The sequence below is a fragment of the Mycobacterium sp. E1386 genome, from assembly GCF_001672745.1.
GTDB lineage: Bacteria > Actinomycetota > Actinomycetes > Mycobacteriales > Mycobacteriaceae > Mycobacterium.
Map to the genome: position 1 here is coordinate 17,267 of NZ_LZKH01000012.1, position 16,461 is coordinate 33,727.

Consider the following 16,461-nt stretch of genomic DNA (forward strand, 5'->3'; position numbering starts at 1 on the left):
GTATGGTATGAAGGAGTCATGGCTAACGAAGTTCACGACCCCGGCGACATGGATGCCGTCCTGGCCCGACTGCGTCGCGCGCACGGTCAGCTCGGGGGCGTCATCGCGATGATCGAGCAGGGCCGCAGTTGTAAGGACGTCGTCACCCAACTGGCCGCGGTGTCGCGGGCACTGGATCGCGCCGGCTTCAAGATCATTGCCTCGGGGCTGCGCGACTGCATCGCCCGACCGGAGGGTAGTCCCACCGACGGGCCGGCCGTGTCGATCGATGAGCTGGAGAAGCTGTTCCTGAGCCTGGCCTGACGGCCGGCCTTGACGAGAGGGGAAGACCAATGGAACCGACGAGGGTGACCCTGTGGTTGGACCCGGTGTGCCCGTTTTCGTGGAACACCGCACGATGGTTGCGCGCCGTCGCCGAGAAGACCGGCATTGCCGTCGATTGGCAACTGATGAATCTGGCGGTGCTCAACGAGGGACGAGAACTGCCGCCACCTCAGCAGGCCCGCATGCGCGACTCGCAACACGTAGGCCGGCTGATGGCCGCTATAGCGCGCGAAAAGGGCGCCCCCGGGTGGGCCGACGCGTACTTCGCCTTCGGTGAGCGGTACTTCGACCGCTCCGAACCGCTCGACGACGATCTGGTCGCCCACGTTTTGGCCACTGTGGGCGCGCGCGACACCACCGCCGCGGCAATCGGGGATGAATCCCTAGACGGACTCGTGCGGCAAGCGCACCGGGCGGGACAGGATGCGCTCGGGGAAACCGGGGGCAGTCCGATTTTGCGCATCGACGGGCACGCGTTCTTCGGTCCGGTCCTCACGGCGTTACCCGACCCGGCAGCCTCGATCGCACTCTTCGACGCGGTCACGACTTTGGCCGCGACTGCCGAATTCAGCCAGCTGCAGCGCCCGCGCGCCGCGGGTTAGTTGTGACCGCGCCGGGCGCGAATCGCCCTAGCGCCGAATGAAATTCCGGGTAGATCGAAACACCGAGGAGGAAGAAATGACATCAGGATTGAGCGCCACATTGCACACCTCGTTTGAGGACGCGGTGGAACAGACCACTAAGGCTCTGGCCGAACAGGGCTTCGGAGTGCTGACCACTATCGACGTCAAGGCCACCCTGAAGAACAAGCTCGGGGAGGACATGGAGGACTATGTGATCCTGGGTGCCTGTAACCCGGTGTTGGCGCATCGCGCGCTGGGCATTCACCGCCAGATCGGCCAATTATTGCCGTGCAACGTCGTGGTGCGAACCGACCCCGCCGAAAACGACGCGGTTCTGGTCGAAGCCATGGATCCCCAACTCATGGTCCGGGTGACAGGCGAGCAGGGCGCCCTGCAGGAGGTTGCGGATCAGGCCACCACCAAATTGCAGGCCGCGATCGGCGCACTCCGGTAACCGGTCCGCGGAGGGGTCGGGAGTCAGCCCTGCTGGCTCCGCGCTTCGGCACCCGATTCCCCGGCATCGAAAGAATCGTCCGAGCCGGCCGCTCCTACGTACGAGCCGTCGGCCTCGCCGGCCGCGGCGCGTGACCGTGACTCGTGAGCCTCCGGTTCGACGTCGGACTCCGTCTTGTGGCCCTTCGGCTCTCCCATTTGCTTCCTTCCGGTGCGGGTCTTGACTTCCGACGGGGTTCCCAGTGCATGCGCCGCCAAACCAGCGTGCACTGCGCTGTCGACTTCCCGCAGGATCGGTCAAGCCTCGCCCAAGGCGTCGCCGAATCCGCGGACGACGCGGTTGTGTTGGCTTTCTGCCAGCGCCTGGCCGGCGCCGAGCACCAGGGCCATGGGCCACTCGAGGATCTGAAGCGCCGCGAGTGCGGCCAATCCACCATAGAAGGCGAGATGGTCGGGGTGCGGCACCCGCACCTGCCCGATGATCGGAACGTTCAGACGCGTGAATGCGGCTTCACGGATTCGTTCCGAGGGCCGCCGGGACGTCCAGTCGTCTTCCGCGGCGGTGACGCGCGTTCGTGACCCATGCGCCTCCGATTCGATCGCGCGCTTCTTGCGTTCGGTCATGCCGTTCCCCTTCGGGTTGTTGCGTGTGCACACAGGGCTTCCCCGGGCGATCACCGTGAAACGAATTCCGGTTCTCGCGGCAGACTCGACGGGCCGAACGGCGATGCCGGATGCCCCCGGCGCTATCCTTAGCGCCCGGAGTCAAGGAGAAACCTCAATGCGCACCTTCGAATCAGTAGCCGAACTCGCGGCGGCAGCCGGCGAAACCATCGGCCACAGCGACTGGGTGACCATCACCCAGGAAGACGTCAACCTGTTCGCCGACGCGACCGGCGATCACCAGTGGATCCACGTCGATCCGGAACGCGCCGCCGCCGGTCCTTTCGGCGGGACGATCGCCCACGGTTTCATGACCCTGGCCCTGTTGCCGCGCCTGCAGCACCAGATCTACGCGGTCAACGGCATCAAGCTCGCAATCAACTACGGTCTCAACAAGGTTCGCTTCCCCGCCCCGGTGCCCGTCGGCTCCCGTGTGCGCGCGCAGACGTCGCTGGTCAGCGTTGACGACGTCGGAAACGGTGCCGTGCAGGCGACCATGTCCACCACCGTCGAGATCGAGGGCGCGCCGAAGCCGGCGTGTGTGGCCGAGAGCATCGTCCGCTACGTCTCGTGAGCCACTGCCGCGAGACATAAACCACGGCGGCGCTTTACGGCGTGTCGGCGCTGAGGTTTATGTGTCGTGACGCTGCCGGGGAGAGCCGGGTCAGAACTCCGCGACGGAATGCTCGAGCCGCTCGGCCAGTCGCGCCTGGGCTTCCGCGCGCCGGGTGGGTATGTGCGCGGACGGGAATGGCGTTGTCACCGGCTGATATTCGCGCAAGGTGCGGCGTGCCACCGTCATCTTGTGCAGTTCGGTGGCGCCATCGGCGATGCCCAGCGACTCGGCCGCCACCATCATCTTGACGAACGGCATCTCGTCGGAAACGCCCAGCGCGCCGTGCAGGTGCATGGCCCGCTGCACGACGTCATGCAGCACCTGGGGCATGGCCACCTTGACCGCCGCGATGTCGCGACGCACCTTCTGGTAGTCGTGGTGCTTGTCGATCAGCCACGCCGTGCGCAGCACCAGCAGCCGGAACTGCTCGATCTGTATCCAGCTGTCCGCGATCTTCTCCTGGGTCATCTGAAAATCGGAGAGTCGCCCGTGTCGCGTCTTTCGGGACACGGCGCGCTCGCACATCATGTCAAAGGCGCTGCGCGCCAACGCGATTGTGCGCATCGCATGATGGATGCGCCCACCCCCAAGCCGGGTCTGCGCGATCATGAACGCCTGACCCTCGCCGCCCAGCACATGGTCGGCCGGAACGCGCACGTCGATGTAGCGGACATACCCGTGGCTGGCGCGCGCCGACGACTCGGCTCCCACGCCCACGTTGCGGACGATCTCGATGCCCGGTGTCTCGGCCGGGACGATGAACAGAGACATCTTGTCGTACGTGCGCGACTCGGGGTTGGTCACGGCCATGACGATGAAGAACGAGGCGTGCTTGGCGTTGGTGGAGAACCACTTCTCCCCGTTGATGACCCAGTGGTCGCCGTCGCGGGTGGCGGCGGTGACGAATTGTCCGGGATCGGAACCGCCCTGCGGCTCGGTCATCGAGTAGCACGAGGTGATCTCGCCGTCGAGCAACGGTTGCAGGTAGCGGCCCTTTTGGTCGTCGGTGCCGAACATCGCGAGAATCTCGGCGTTGCCGGAATCCGGCGCCTGGCAGCCGAACACCGACGGCGCCCAGCGGGAACGGCCGAGGATCTCGTTGAGCAGCGCGAGCTTGACCTGGCCGAAGCCCTGGCCGCCGAGCTCCGGCCGCAGATGCGCGGCCCACAGCCCCTGATCCTTCACCTGCTGCTGTAACGGCCGCAGGATCGCCATCATTTCGGCGTTCTTCTTGTCATAGGGATCGAGCGCGACCAGATCGAGCGGCTCGAGCTCGTCGACCATGAACTTTTCGACCCAGTCGAGCTTTGCCTGATATTCCGGGTCTGTTTCGAAATCCCACACGGTGGCCACCCGTTCCCCGGCGCAGCGCCGCGCCGGCCTCGTCGATGAAGCCACCCCATCGTAGATGGCGGCGGCGGGAATCAGTCCGCGTTGCGGGTATCGATGACGCGCTGCGCGATGTCGATGAGCTTGACCTGACTTTCTTGAGACAGGCGGCGCAGCAGGTCGAATGCGCGCAGCTCGTCCACGCCATAACGCTCCATGATGATGCCCTTGGCCTGGCCGATGCGGTCGCGCGTAGACAGGGCCGATTGCATCTGCTGCCCGTGGCGGCTCGCCATGATCGCCGACGCCGCGTGTGCGGCGAAGACGGTGCCGATGGTTTCGGCCTCGGTGTCCCACACGTCGGCCCGGTAGCTGAACAGGTTCAGCGCCCCCGCCGTGCGCTCGGCGGTATACAGCTTGAACGACAGGCTGCTCAGCACGCCGCGTTCCACGGCAGCCGGCGCGTAACTCGGCCAGCGGGGTTCGTTGCGGAGGTCATCGGTCCGCACGATCGTCTGCTTCAGGGCGGCGTCGTGACAGGGGCCCTCATTGAAGTCGTGCTGCAGCTTGTCGAGCTCCGCGGCCAGGCTGTGGGTGTCCGCGACCGACTCGAAGTCCTCGCCCCCCTTGATCAGCAGCACTCCCGCGACGTCCGCCGCCGGTATCAGCTCCACCGCGGCGGTGGTCACGTCGGTGAGAACCTGGTCGAGCGAGCGCGGGGCGGCGGTGTCGCGGGCCAGCTCGGCCATCCGCATCGCCAGCTCATGCCGGGAACTCGGGTCCGATAGGTCCATAACCGGGATTGTCCACGATGTGCCTCCCGCCGCCTCACGCGGGCGCCTTCCGGCAGACCCCTTGCAGGCGCCTGCGCGGTTGCTGTCGCCCCAGTTTGGTGACCCAGACCGCGGGTATCCGGCGAGACCATAACCTTCTCGACAAGCCTAGGGAGACCCCAGTGTTCGTTCACAACAAAGATCTTCAATTTGAGGTCAGAGTCGACAAGCCGGACCCGCGGTTCGCGACGTTGCTGCAGGAGCAGTTTGGCGGCGCCAACGGTGAACTCAAGGCTGCCATGCAGTACTTCACCCAGGCGTTCGTCCTGCGCGGCAAGAACCCGAAGCTGTACGACCTTTTCATGGACATCGCCACCGAAGAGCTCAGTCACCTGGAAATGGTCGGGTCGATGATCACTATGTTGCTGGACGGTCTCAACGACAACCTGAAGATCGCCAACGAGACGTGTGACTGGATGCCGGCGGTGGCCAGCGGCGACGGTCGCGACCAGATCATTCATCAAGTCGCGGTCAACCCGCTTTATCTCGCGCTGAACGGGGGCAGCCCGGATGTGAGCAACTCCCAGGGCGTGCCCTGGATGGGCTCCTACGTCAACGCCAACGGCGATCCCACGGTGGATCTGCGCAGCAACTTGGCCGCCGAATCGCGCGCGAAGATCGTGTACGAGTACCTCAAGCAGTACACGGACGATCCCGGTGTGCAGGACACCCTCAGCTTTTTGATGACGCGCGAGGTGACGCACTACCAGCAGTTCACCGCGGCGCTCAACGAGCTACCGGTTAACTTCCCGCCGGGGCAGTTGCCGGGCGACCCGCGCTTCCAGAACGTCGCGTTCAACATGTCCAACGGTGGCGGCGAATCGATCCGCGGCCCGTGGAACGAGGGCCAGGGGCCGTGGCCCAAGGGTATGGAGTGGGACTACGTCGAGAAGCCCGAACAGCAGTGGCTCGGCGGCACCACTCGGCAGAACCAGGGCGCGCAACAGAACCCGCAGGGTTCGCCCGCCATCACGGCAGAGAAACCCTTCACGCACGAACAACACAGTCCCACAAGCTAGTTGGAGACAAGAAGGCCGGGCGTTGAGGATCCAACGCCCGGCCTTCGAGTTTCTACTTGACCTGCGGGTCCGGCGGGTTGTCCTCCGCGCGGCCGGTCAACGCGTCGCGCACGTGGTCGACGACCGCCGCCCCCATCCCCACCGTCTTGAGCACCGCCGGGTTGGGCGGGGTGCCCGGATGGGGGCGGGTAGGAGCGATCTTCTTTGCCTGCTCCAGCTTTTCGCCGATCTTCTCCAACTCTTGTCGGCTGATCGCCAGCTCGACCTGCGGCCACACCACGTCCTGCTCGTAGGCGATGTGCTCGCGGCCGGCTTTGACGAACTCCTGCAACGCCTCGTGATAGTCCGGCTCGCCGGGCTTGCCGTCCTCGAGCCGCTGCAAGAGTTGCTTACCGGCCTGCTCCTGCTCGATCGCCTTGTCGACGATTCCATCACCGATGGCCTCGCGCACCGCCGGCCAAAAGAATTGCTCCTCAATGGCTTCGTGTTGCGACTCGGCGATGATGAGGTTGTTCACCACGGTTTCCAGGCCGCTCGCTTGGGCGCCCGAGCCCGACGGCGCTCCGTCGAGCGTCTCGAACAGACCGAGGACACTTTTGTGGTCCTGGCGAAGAAAAGTGATTGCATCCATGCGTTGCCTTCCAGTTGGGCTTGTCACTCGAAGTGGCCTGCGGATACCCTGGCCCGTGGCGTTGAAACGGCCGCCCGCGGCGCTGGCGCCAGTGCGGTTGTGGCAAAAGAGCGTCGTTTCAACCGGTCTCGCCCGGGGTAGGTCGTCGAGCCCGGTTCCGTCTAGTGCAACTTGGGCAAGACGTTGGTGCGGTAGAAGTCGATCGCCGTCAGCGGATTGCTCTGGGGGAAATGCAGAAACGGCACGGCGCCGGCGTCGAGGACCGTTTGCACGGCGTTGATGTGGGCGGCCGGGTCGGTGCCGACGGTCCAATTGGCGAGCACCTTGTCGATGGGATTGACCGCGGCGGCGCGCTGGATTTCGACCGGATTCGGCTGGTCGACGGCGCCGGCGGTGAAGCGCCACAGGCCGGCGGCCGTCGTCGCCTCGGTGTTATCGCCGACGACAGCGAACAGCTCCGCGCGCTTGCCCAGGCTGCCCGGGTCGCGGCCGGCGGCCTCCGCGCCGGCGCCGAATGCGGCCACCAGCGCGGGATTCGTGACATCACGCGCTTGACCGATCCAACCGTCACCGTATTGACCCGCCATGGTCGCGCTTTTGGGTCCGCTGGCCGCCACGAAGATCGGTGGCGGTGTGGCCGGTGTGTCGTAGATCTTCAACGAGTTGGTCTGAAAGTAGCGGCCCGCGAACGACGTTCGCGATCCGCTCCACAATTCGCGGATCATCTTGATCGCCTCGACCAGCCGGTCGTGGCGCTCGGCGTATTTGCCGAACGTGTTGGTGGTCGCCTGTTCGTTGAGCCGTTCCCCGGTGCCGACCCCCAGGAACACCCGGCCGGGGCTGAGGATGGCCAGCGAGGCGAAGGCCTGTGCCACCACGGCCGGGTGATAACGGTAGGTGGGGCAGGTGACTCCGGTGCCGAACCCGATGCGGCTGGTGGCGTTGCCCACCAGCGCGAGCGTCAGCCAGGGGAACATCGAATGGCCCTCGTTGTCCTGCCACGGCTGGATGTGGTCGCTGGCCCAGACATACTGAAACCCGGCCTGTTCGGCCGCCTGCGCTTGCGCCACCAGCTGGTCGGTGCGGAACTGCTCGTGCGAGAGCACCACGCCCACCCGTTTGACCGCGGGCGGCGGCGGGGCGGCGGGGGCGCCGTGGTCATGTTCCGGCCGCCCACAGCCGGCCGGCAGCCCGGCCGTGCCGAGCATGCCCGCCCCGGCGGCCATCCGCCCGAATGCGCGACGCGAAACGCCGGTCACCGCCCTAACGTACCCGCCGCTTCGGTGATGACACCCGAATGTGGTTCACCCGCTAGCCTGACTCGGATGACTCCCCAGCCACGGCCGGCGCGGAAGGCCGACGTCCGCGACCTTTCACTCACCCTGGGCCGGGCCTTCTACGACGACCCGGTAACAACGTGGCTGCTGCCCGACCCGAAGGACCGGGCCGCCAACCTGCACCGGTTGTTCGCGACGATGACCCGCCACCACCATCTGGGCTGCGGCGGCGTCGAGGTGGCCTGCGACGGACCGGACATCGGCGCGGCCGCGCTGTGGGATCCGCCGAACCAATGGCGCGAGACCCGTCGGGGCGAACTGGCGATGATTCCGACGTTTCTGCGGGTGTTCGGCCTGCGCACGGCGAGGGCACGCGGCCTGCAGGAGCTCATGAAGCGCATGCATCCCGAAGAGCCGCACTGGTATCTCGCCGTGATCGGGAGCGACCCGTCGGTGCGCGGGCGGGGGTTCGGGCAGGCGTTGATGCGGTCGCGGCTGGATCGCTGCGACGCCGAATACTGTCCGGCCTACCTCGAGTCGAGTAAGCCCGAAAACGTGCCGTACTACGAACGTTTCGGCTTCACGGTGACCCGCGAGATCGTCGTCCCCGACGGCGGGCCAACCATGTGGGCGATGTGGCGGTCGCCGCGCTAGGAGCGGGGTTTAACCCCCCGACCCGGCGGGCAACCGTTCCCGCATGAGCGAAAACCCCCAAGCCGACGAGCTGGTGGACCCCTCGGACTTCCCCGAGGAAGGCGGCCCCGGTGACACGTTGAACGCGAGCGAAGGCACCGACTCCGACGAGTTGCACAATGACGACGGCGACATCGTCGTCGACCCGCCCGAGGACTGGAGCGAAGCGAACCGGTTCGGCATGACCGCGCGGGAGGAGCGCGAGGGCGAATCGCTGGACGCCCGGCTGGCGGAAGAGGAGCCGGACATCTCGCCCGACTTCCCCGCGGAAGGTGGGGATGCGCTCGCCGACGGTCGTCCCGGACGCGCCCACCGGGGCCAGATCGACGGAGCGCCCGAAGACGGTCAGTCCCTGTACGAGGTCGTCGACGAGAACGGAGCGCCGGACTTCACTCAGATCACGGAGTGAGGTAGCCAGTGTTCGACTGTTCACTCCGAGTGCGGCGCCGCTAAGGCTTGCTCTTCCAGCCGGCGATGCCGATGGCGATCATCCGTAGCTGCTTGACGGCGAGCCGCCGAATGTCTTCCAGCGTTTCGGCGCTCTGCGCATCCTCGATCGCCTCCGCGATGACGATCATCGCGTTGACGAACAGGGTCGCGAGCACGTTGAGATCCTCAGTGGTCCACTCGTGCAGCCGCGGGAAGCGCGCCAGGTCGGTGGCCAGTTCGGACGTGATCAACCGGATCTCGGTGCGGATCGCATAACGCAGCACAGCGAGACCGCTGTTGCGTTCACGGGCAATGAATCGCCAGTGTTCCCGCCGCTGCGCAACACTGGCGACCAGGATCTCGACGGATGATTCGATCACCCGGTTCGGGTCGAGCTTGCCGGCACGCGCGTCGCGCAGGGTGTCGCGCAAGCTGCGGAATGACTCGTCGATCAAGACCAGCCCGAGCGCCTCCATCGACTCGAAGTGGCGATAGAACGCGGCCGGCACGATACCGACCTCGCGGGTCACCTCGCGCAGGCTGAGACTGGAAAAGCTGCGGTCCTGCAGCAGCTTGAGTGCCGCGGCGATGATTGCGCGACGGGTCGCCTCCTTGCGCTCCTCACGCGACCGACTTTCGCGCGTGCGCTCGCGACCAGAACCGCGCACCCGTGAGCTAGGAGTACGGCTGTTCACTATGTGAACCCTACCACAGACCTGCGGAAACCCTTGACTGACCGGGGGGTATGGTCCCACAGTGTACATATGTTCACTCAAACCGCTCAGACTTCGGGTCGAGCCCTCGCTCGGACTTTTCGGAAGCGAGTCTTGGGTTCAGACCTTCTCGATCTGCTCACCGGCCCGCACGGCGTCGACCGGTACACCGAGCTGGTGGCGCCGACCTGGACGCTGGGGGAGGCCCGCGCCAAGGTGATCGACACGCGCCGCACCACCGCGCGCAGCGTCACCCTCACCCTGGCTCCGAATGACAGCTTCACGTCCGCCCATACCGTCAAAGCCGGCCAGTACGTCAACCTCAGCGTCGAGATCGACGGGCGCCAGCACACCCGCTGCTACTCCCCGGCCAACGCCGAGGGGAGTGCCCATCTCGAGCTGACGATCGGGCAGCACGACGGCGGGCTGGTTTCGAACTACCTGTACGAACACGCCCGCCCCGGCATGGTGTTCGGTTTGGCCGGCGTCGGCGGCGACTTCGTGTTGCCGGTGGAGCGGCCCCGGCGGGTCCTCTTCGTTTCGGGTGGAAGCGGCATCACACCGGTCATGGCCATGGTGCGCACCCTGATCGCCGAGGGGCACCGCGGTGAGATTGCCTTCATCCATTACGCCCGGAACGAGCGCGAGGCGTGCTACCGCGATGAGCTCGCGACGCTGACCGGCGTCCGGGTGCTGCACGGCTACACCCGAGCCGACGGCGGCGATCTCGCCGGCCGGTTCGGCGCCGCGCATCTGGCCGCCGCGATGCCGTCACCCGACGCGGTGTTCGTCTGCGGGCCAACGCCTTTGGTCGATGCCGTCCAAACCCACTGCGACAACGTCCACACCGAGAGCTTCGTGCCACCGTCCTTCGATGCGCCCGCCAACCCCGCGGGCGGGCGGGTTACCTTCTCCGACAGCGGGGTCGATGTCGTTGACGACGGACGTCCCCTGCTGGAACAGGCGGAATCGGCCGGCCTGTCACCCGAAAACGGCTGCCGGATGGGCATCTGCCACACCTGCACGCGGCGAAAGACCGCCGGCACGGTGCGCAACCTGATCACCGGCGCGGTCTCGACCGGCCCCGACGAGGACGTGCAGATCTGCGTGTCCGTCCCGGTCGGCGACGTGGAGCTCTCGCTTTAACCTTCGGAAAGGAAAAGCCATGACACAGAACAAGATCCACCTAACCCCCGAACAGGCCGACGCATTCGGCCGCGAACTGGATGCCATCAGGGAACGCGTGATGGCCAGCCTGGGCGCGGAGGACGCCGACTACATCCGCCGCGTCATCAAAGCCCAGCGCGCGCTGGAAGTCGGCGGCCGCGCGCTGCTGTTCCTGCCGCCCGCCTGGCTGCTGGGGACCACCATGCTCGGGTTGTCGAAAATCCTGGACAACATGGAGATCGGCCACAACATCATGCACGGCCAATACGACTGGATGCGTGACCCGAACATCTCCGGCCGCTCCTTCGAGTGGGACACCGCGTGCCCGGCCGATCAGTGGCGGCATTCGCACAACTACATGCACCACACCCACACCAACATCGTGGGGATGGACCGCGACATCGGCTACGGCATCCTGCGGATGAGCGAAGACCAGCGCTGGCAGCCGTACTTCCTCGGCAACCCCCTCTACGCCTTCTTGCTGATGGTGTTGTTTCAGTACGGCGTCGCATTGCACGAACTGGAAACCGAGCGAATCCGCTCCGGCGAAATCGCGCTCGCCGACAAGCGCGACGTGCTGCGCGCGATCTGGAAGAAGACGCGCCGGCAAACCCTCAAGGACTACGTGGCCTTCCCGCTGCTGGCCGGTCCCTTCGCGCCGTTCGTCTTCGCGGGCAACCTCTCGGCCAACCTGATGCGCAACGTCTGGTCGTACATGATCATCTTCTGCGGCCACTTCCCGGACGGCACGCAGGAATTCACCGTTGAGGAGACCAAGGACGAGTCGCGCGGCCAGTGGTACTTCCGCCAGGTCCTCGGTTCGGCAAACCTGACCGGCGGCAAGCTCTTTCACCTGCTGTCCGGCAACCTGTCCCACCAGATCGAGCACCACCTGTTCCCGGACATGCCGGCGCGGCGCTACGCCGAGATCGCGCCCGAGGTGCAGGCGATCTGCGAGCGCTACGGCATCCCGTACAACCGCGGCCCGCTGCTGCGGCAGTTCGGCACCGTCGTCCGCAAGATCGTCCGGCTCAGCGTCCCGGACTCGGTGCTGCGGAAGGCCACCGCCGACCGGTCGGCCGATCCGGTGCCCGCTGCTGCCTGACGGCCGCCCATAGCCCCCGCACGTGACCCGGGCATTCACGTGCGGGGGCACAATGGGCTGCGTGGAATGGACCGGCGCGCGCTATGCGGACAAACCGACGGTGGAGGCATCGACGTGGATCGACGCCGACCCATCCCGGGTGTGGAGCCTGGTCTCCGATATCAAGCTCATGCCGACGCTCAGCAACGAGCTGCAGGCGGTGGAGTGGGCCGAGGGTGCCGACGGCCCGCGGGTGGGCGCCCGCTTCATCGGACACAACGAGCACGACGCGTTCGGGCGATGGACCACCACCTCGCAAATCGTCGCGTGTGACGAGCCGCGCGAATTCGCCTGGGCCGTCGGGGAACCCGACAACCCCGCGACGATGTGGCGGTTTCGGCTGAAGTCCCGCGATGGCGGCACGGCGCTGAGCTACTGGATGCAGATGGGTCCGGGACGTTCGGGGCTGTCGGTGGCGATCGAATCGATGCCCGACAAGGAACAGAAGATCGTGTTCGTGCGGATGCGCGAGTTCGAAGGCGCGATCGGCAAGACGCTCGCGGCCATCAAGAGACTGGCCGAGCACGGGGTGCGCTGATGCGCACCGCCACCACGGTCGAGTTGTCGAGCGCCGGCCGTGAAACCGTGGCCTTCGTCGTCGAGGCGGAGAAGCTGGGCCTCGATGTGTGCTGGGTGGCCGAGGCCTGGGGCTCCGACGCACCCTCGGCCCTGGGCTACCTCGCGGCGCGGACCGAACGAATTCTGCTCGGGTCAGGCATCCTGCAGGTCGGCGTTCGCTCGCCCGTCATGGTCGCTCAAACCGCCATCACGCTGTCGAACTTGTCGGGCGGGCGTTTCCTGCTCGGGCTGGGCGCGTCCGGCCCGCAGGTGATCGAAGGCTTGCACGGCGTCTCGTTCAGCCGGCCCCTGGCCCGCATCTCCGAGACCGTCGACATCGTCCGGCAGGTGTTCACCGGAGAGAAACTCTCGTACTCGGGCAAGCACTTTCAGATTCCGCTCCCCGGCGGCGAAGGGGTGCCGATGCGGTTGTCGACCCGGCCCGAGCATCCCATTCCGATCTACCTGGCCGCGCTGTCACCGGCCATGCTGCGGTTGACGGGCCGGGTCGCCGACGGGTGGCTGGGGACCAGCTTCGTCCCGGAGGGCGCCGGCGCCGCCTACTTCTCGCATCTTGACGAGGGTCTGGCCGCGGCCGGCCGCACACGGGCCGACGTCGACATCTGCCAGGGCGCCGAGGTCGCCTTCGCCTCGGACGAAGACGAACTGCGCGCGATGGTGGCCGGCCGCAAAAAGGAGCTCGCGTTCAGCCTGGGCGGGATGGGATCGTCGAGCACCAACTACTACAACCAGGCCTACAGCCGGCAAGGCTGGGCCGGCATCGCCGCCGAGGTGCGCGAGCGCTGGCAGCGGGGCGACCGCGCGGGCGCGGCCGCATTGGTGACCGACGACATGGTTTTGGCCACCACGCTGATCGGCACCGAGGAGATGGTCCGCGCGCGGCTCGCGGTGTGGCGCGACGCCGGTGTGAACACCGTGCGGCTGTACCCGGCCGGCGACACGCTGGACGCGAAGCTTCGCACGCTCGGCCGGGCCGTCGAGTTGGTTGCCGAGGTCTAGGACACGTCTGTCGGGGCCTCGGATGCCCTGACGAGCTTCACCTCCGGCCGCTCCGGCACGCTGTCCGCCAGGAACCACCGGAAGGCAAGGTTGCCGCGCGGATAGCCCAGCGTGGTCAGCGAATTCGGGTGGCCGGTTCGATCGCGGGACAAGACGATCGTCACGGAGCCGTCGCTGTTGAGGGCGGCGCTGTGGCCGTTGACCGAGCAGCGGGCATCCGGGCCCTCGGAGGCGCCGAAGGTGGCCATGAACTGGTTCCAGACCACCATGTTCCAGAATCGGCACGCCGGCGGCCGGTGGGTTATCACCAGCGCCTCGTCGGCGTCGAGCACGAAGCTGCCGTAGGAATAGCACGCGTCGCGCGCTGACCAACCGAAGTTTGCGTCGGGCACCTGATAGGGATCGGCGAATTCGTTTGCGGCATGGGCGGTTTCGTGCCCGAGCGCGTGCTCGTCGTCGACACGCGTCCCTACGGCCAGCGGCACGATGGCGAACATGGTGCGCAACCAGGTCGCGACCGCCCGCAGGCTCGCGGCGGTCTCGGCGTCGCCGTGGCGGATCGGCTCCGGATCGTCGAGCGCCTCGATGCGCCAGGTGACGGGACGCCCGGTCAGCGGATCGGCCTGGTAGTCGCGGGTCATCAGCACCGCGGCGTCGGGGGTAGGGCCGAGTTCGAAGGCGAAGTTGCCGTCGGCGCCCACGTCGAGATCGCTGTCACGGACGATCGCGACCACCCGGTCGGACCACGCGCCCGGTGCCGGCTCGTTGTAGGCGGTCACCGAAAAGTACACGCTGTCACCGCGATTGCCACTGATACGGTATCGGCGCTGCGGGTCGACCGGGCACATGAAGTAGTAGGCGTCGGTGTTGTCGCCACCCCAGCGGCGGTCGCGCCGGAACGGTGTGTTCACCGCGACGAACTGGGGCCGGCCGGGCTCGGGGAACAGGTAGGCGTCGAACGCCACGCCGAGCGTGCTGGCGAGCATGCGGTAGCCGTCGGCGATGTGGCGGTCGTCGGTCACGGCCCGGTCGCCCTCCAGAAAGGGGCGGTCCAGGGTGCCAAGCGTGCCGAGCAACTCCTGCCAGGCGGCCGTCGTTTCGTGCGTCATGCGCGGATTCCCTTCAGGAGCAACGTGGTTGTGCGATCGACCCAGGCGTCTCCGAGTTCGCCGACGCGGGTGAGCAAGCCCATCAGGGTGATGCCGGCGATGGCGTCGGTGAGTTCGGTGGCGGTCACGTCGGGCCGGACCTCGCCGCGGCCCGCGGCCCGCTCCAGCAACTCGGTCAGGCCGCCGCCGATGACGCCGGCGAATCGGTCCAGCAGCGCCGAGTGCAGGGTCGGGTCGGCGGCCATCTCGCCCACCAGGCCCGGCAGGGCCGCCCTGGCGGCTGGCGTCGTCAGGAAAGCCGCTGAGCGACGGACCATTTCGCGTAGGTCTTCGGGCAGTGAGCCGGTATCGGGCAGCTCGGTCGCGACACCGATGGGAAACACCGCCTCATGGACCAAGTGCGCCTTGCTGGGCCAGCGCCGGTAGATCGCCGGCTTGCTGGTCCCGGCGCGATCGGCGATCGCGGAGACCAAGAGCCCCGCATAACCGGTCTCGACGAGCAGCTCGACCGTCGCGGTCAACACCGCGCCGTCGATGCGCGGGTCGCGGGGCCGGCCAAAATCCACTACCATTACGAAACTGAGAGTAACATAAGTCGCCGTGACCGACGCCGTTCGCCTCGATGACCTCGCCGCGCCCCGTTTCAGCGCCGAGGCACAACAACTGCTCGACATGATGGCCACGCTGGCGCCGGACTGCCCCCTGGATGCCGACGCGTTGCATGCGAGGGCCGCCGCGGACACCGGCCTGGACGACTTCGGCCCGGGCGACTACCGCGAACGGCTCGACGTCTACCTGGCCGCGCTGCGCGACATCGACGGGCTCCACCCGGCCGGCGTGGTGAACTTCTACGGGCAGCTGCTGCAGTTGCTCAAGAACCGGCTGCTGTTGACCGACCTGCTGCGCCGGCATCCCGAGATCGACGAGATCGAGCTGCAACCGCCGGTGGTGATCGCCGGCCTGCCCCGCACCGGCACCACCCATCTGCACAACCTGCTGGCGACGCCGCCCACCTTTCGCACCATGCCGTACTGGGAAAGCGTCGAACCGTTTCCGTTGCCGGCCGAGGCCGGGGTCGAGCCGGATCCCCGCCGGGCGCGGATGGACGTCGCGGTCGGGCTCATCAACACCGTGATGCCGCACTTCCCGCTGATGCACGAGATGACCACCGAGCACGTCCATGAAGAGATCCAACTGCTCGCCAACGATCTGTCGACCATGCTCTTCGAGACGCTGGCCGACGTGCCGCGCTGGCGCGAGTACTACCAGGCCCACGAACAGACGCCGCACTACGCGTACCTCGCCCGGCAACTCAAGACCATGCAGTTCTTGCGGGGCGGGCGGCGCTGGCTGCTCAAGTCGCCCCAGCATCTCGAGCAGGTGCCGGTGCTCGATCGCGTATTCCCGGGCGGCATCGTGGTTTTCACGCACCGCGACCCGGTGCCGGTGGCGCTGTCGATGATCGCGATGATCACCTACTCCGCGCGCATGCACCGGTCGCCGGTGCCCGTGGAGCGGATCGCGGCGTCGTGGATCGACCGCCTCGAGGACATGCTCACCGCCCTGGTCCGCGACCGGGAAACCATCGGTCCAGACCGCTCGATCGACATCCGGTTCGACGACTTCATGGCCGACGAAACCGGTGTCGCCGAGCGGGTGTACGCCCTGGCCGGCGAGCCGTTCACCGACGAAGTCCGAACGGCGATCGACGAGTACCTGGCCGGTCACCGCCGCGGCCGGCTCGGGAACGTCGCGACATCCTGCGAGATGTTCGGCCTGGACGAGGCCGACCTGCGCGGCCGCTTCGCGCCGTACGTCGAGCGGTTCCTGGCCTAACCCGCGGCGGCCCGCTACGTTCTC

21 protein-coding genes are annotated in these 16,461 nt (G+C 67.0%); 12 read left to right on the forward strand and 9 right to left on the reverse strand.

Annotation, left to right across the window (positions count from 1 at the left end; genetic code table 11):
- Positions 1 to 18: 18 nt before the first annotated feature.
- From A5709_RS00850 to A5709_RS00860, 3 genes are all read left to right on the forward strand, one after another.
- The gene (locus A5709_RS00850) at positions 19 to 303 is read left to right on the forward strand and encodes a metal-sensitive transcriptional regulator (RefSeq protein WP_067946880.1); all 285 of its coding nucleotides are present in this window, start codon (positions 19 to 21) and stop codon (positions 301 to 303) included.
- A 29-nt stretch (positions 304 to 332) separates the two neighbouring features.
- Complete coding sequence (locus A5709_RS00855; RefSeq protein ID WP_067946878.1) at positions 333 to 926, forward strand: DsbA family protein; 594 nt, start codon at positions 333 to 335, stop codon at positions 924 to 926.
- Positions 927 to 1,002: 76 nt separating this feature from the next.
- Entirely contained in the window at positions 1,003 to 1,401 is a 399-nt protein-coding gene (locus A5709_RS00860; RefSeq protein ID WP_067946969.1) for a DUF302 domain-containing protein, read from the forward strand.
- Positions 1,402 to 1,424: 23 nt separating this feature from the next.
- On the opposite strand, the gene A5709_RS28295 is transcribed toward A5709_RS00860, so the two are convergent.
- On the reverse strand, positions 1,425 to 1,598 hold the full coding sequence (locus A5709_RS28295; protein ID WP_197500957.1) for a hypothetical protein: 174 nt from the start codon (positions 1,596 to 1,598) through the stop codon (positions 1,425 to 1,427).
- A gap of 99 nt (positions 1,599 to 1,697) precedes the next feature.
- A complete protein-coding gene (locus tag A5709_RS00870) occupies positions 1,698 to 2,024 on the reverse strand; it encodes a hypothetical protein (protein WP_082953299.1) in 327 nt (108 codons plus the stop codon).
- 157 nt (positions 2,025 to 2,181) lie between these two features.
- Between A5709_RS00870 and A5709_RS00875 the strand changes: the two genes are divergently transcribed.
- Positions 2,182 to 2,637, forward strand: a complete 456-nt coding sequence (locus A5709_RS00875; RefSeq protein ID WP_067946874.1) for a MaoC family dehydratase — start codon at positions 2,182 to 2,184, stop codon at positions 2,635 to 2,637.
- 90 nt (positions 2,638 to 2,727) lie between these two features.
- Here the strand turns inward: A5709_RS00875 and A5709_RS00880 are convergent, their stop codons facing one another.
- Positions 2,728 to 4,023, reverse strand: coding sequence for an acyl-CoA dehydrogenase family protein (locus A5709_RS00880; protein ID WP_067946964.1), 1,296 nt, complete (start codon positions 4,021 to 4,023; stop codon positions 2,728 to 2,730).
- A gap of 80 nt (positions 4,024 to 4,103) precedes the next feature.
- A complete protein-coding gene (locus A5709_RS00885) occupies positions 4,104 to 4,802 on the reverse strand; it encodes a GAF and ANTAR domain-containing protein (RefSeq protein ID WP_067946872.1) in 699 nt (232 codons plus the stop codon).
- A gap of 161 nt (positions 4,803 to 4,963) precedes the next feature.
- Here A5709_RS00885 and A5709_RS00890 point away from each other — a divergent pair, with 161 nt between their 5' ends.
- On the forward strand, positions 4,964 to 5,860 hold the full coding sequence (locus tag A5709_RS00890; RefSeq protein ID WP_067946870.1) for a manganese catalase family protein: 897 nt from the start codon (positions 4,964 to 4,966) through the stop codon (positions 5,858 to 5,860).
- A gap of 52 nt (positions 5,861 to 5,912) precedes the next feature.
- On the opposite strand, the gene A5709_RS00895 is transcribed toward A5709_RS00890, so the two are convergent.
- Together A5709_RS00895 and A5709_RS00900 are read right to left on the reverse strand one after the other, a co-directional pair.
- Positions 5,913 to 6,491 (reverse strand): hemerythrin domain-containing protein, encoded by a 579-nt coding sequence (locus tag A5709_RS00895; RefSeq protein WP_067946868.1) that lies wholly within the window; start codon positions 6,489 to 6,491, stop codon positions 5,913 to 5,915.
- Positions 6,492 to 6,652: 161 nt separating this feature from the next.
- A complete protein-coding gene (locus A5709_RS00900) occupies positions 6,653 to 7,750 on the reverse strand; it encodes a F420-dependent hydroxymycolic acid dehydrogenase (RefSeq protein ID WP_067946866.1) in 1,098 nt (365 codons plus the stop codon).
- Positions 7,751 to 7,816: 66 nt separating this feature from the next.
- Here A5709_RS00900 and A5709_RS00905 point away from each other — a divergent pair, with 66 nt between their 5' ends.
- Positions 7,817 to 8,422 carry a GNAT family N-acetyltransferase gene (locus A5709_RS00905; RefSeq protein ID WP_068117310.1) on the forward strand — a complete coding sequence of 202 codons (606 nt, stop codon included), beginning with the start codon at positions 7,817 to 7,819 and terminating at the stop codon, positions 8,420 to 8,422.
- 43 nt (positions 8,423 to 8,465) lie between these two features.
- A complete protein-coding gene (locus A5709_RS00910; protein ID WP_067946863.1) occupies positions 8,466 to 8,870 on the forward strand; it encodes a hypothetical protein in 405 nt (134 codons plus the stop codon).
- A 40-nt stretch (positions 8,871 to 8,910) separates the two neighbouring features.
- On the opposite strand, the gene A5709_RS00915 is transcribed toward A5709_RS00910, so the two are convergent.
- Entirely contained in the window at positions 8,911 to 9,558 is a 648-nt protein-coding gene (locus A5709_RS00915) for a TetR family transcriptional regulator (protein WP_197500959.1), read from the reverse strand.
- A 96-nt stretch (positions 9,559 to 9,654) separates the two neighbouring features.
- Here A5709_RS00915 and A5709_RS00920 point away from each other — a divergent pair, with 96 nt between their 5' ends.
- From A5709_RS00920 to A5709_RS00935, 4 genes are read left to right on the forward strand one after another with little or no spacing between them, the layout of a single operon-like run.
- On the forward strand, positions 9,655 to 10,749 hold the full coding sequence (locus A5709_RS00920; RefSeq protein ID WP_068117313.1) for a ferredoxin reductase: 1,095 nt from the start codon (positions 9,655 to 9,657) through the stop codon (positions 10,747 to 10,749).
- 19 nt (positions 10,750 to 10,768) lie between these two features.
- Complete coding sequence (locus A5709_RS00925; RefSeq protein WP_068009644.1) at positions 10,769 to 11,875, forward strand: acyl-CoA desaturase; 1,107 nt, start codon at positions 10,769 to 10,771, stop codon at positions 11,873 to 11,875.
- 52 nt (positions 11,876 to 11,927) lie between these two features.
- Positions 11,928 to 12,452 (forward strand): SRPBCC family protein, encoded by a 525-nt coding sequence (locus A5709_RS00930; RefSeq protein WP_197520055.1) that lies wholly within the window; start codon positions 11,928 to 11,930, stop codon positions 12,450 to 12,452.
- The gene (locus A5709_RS00935; RefSeq protein ID WP_067946856.1) at positions 12,452 to 13,492 is read left to right on the forward strand and encodes an LLM class flavin-dependent oxidoreductase; all 1,041 of its coding nucleotides are present in this window, start codon (positions 12,452 to 12,454) and stop codon (positions 13,490 to 13,492) included. The genes A5709_RS00930 and A5709_RS00935 overlap by 1 nt, the downstream gene beginning before the upstream one ends.
- Here the strand turns inward: A5709_RS00935 and A5709_RS00940 are convergent.
- Together A5709_RS00940 and A5709_RS00945 are read right to left on the reverse strand one after the other, a co-directional pair.
- Positions 13,489 to 14,601: a DUF1214 domain-containing protein gene (locus A5709_RS00940; RefSeq protein ID WP_067946853.1), complete on the reverse strand. Its 1,113-nt coding sequence runs from the start codon at positions 14,599 to 14,601 to the stop codon at positions 13,489 to 13,491. The two genes, A5709_RS00935 and A5709_RS00940, sit on opposite strands and share 4 nt — an antisense overlap.
- Positions 14,598 to 15,173 (reverse strand): TetR/AcrR family transcriptional regulator, encoded by a 576-nt coding sequence (locus tag A5709_RS00945; RefSeq protein WP_068117316.1) that lies wholly within the window; start codon positions 15,171 to 15,173, stop codon positions 14,598 to 14,600. Before A5709_RS00945 ends, A5709_RS00940 begins: the two co-directional genes overlap by 4 nt.
- Before the next feature lie 28 nt (positions 15,174 to 15,201).
- Between A5709_RS00945 and A5709_RS00950 the strand changes: the two genes are divergently transcribed.
- The gene (locus A5709_RS00950; protein ID WP_068009640.1) at positions 15,202 to 16,437 is read left to right on the forward strand and encodes a sulfotransferase; all 1,236 of its coding nucleotides are present in this window, start codon (positions 15,202 to 15,204) and stop codon (positions 16,435 to 16,437) included.
- Positions 16,438 to 16,461 lie beyond the last annotated feature (24 nt).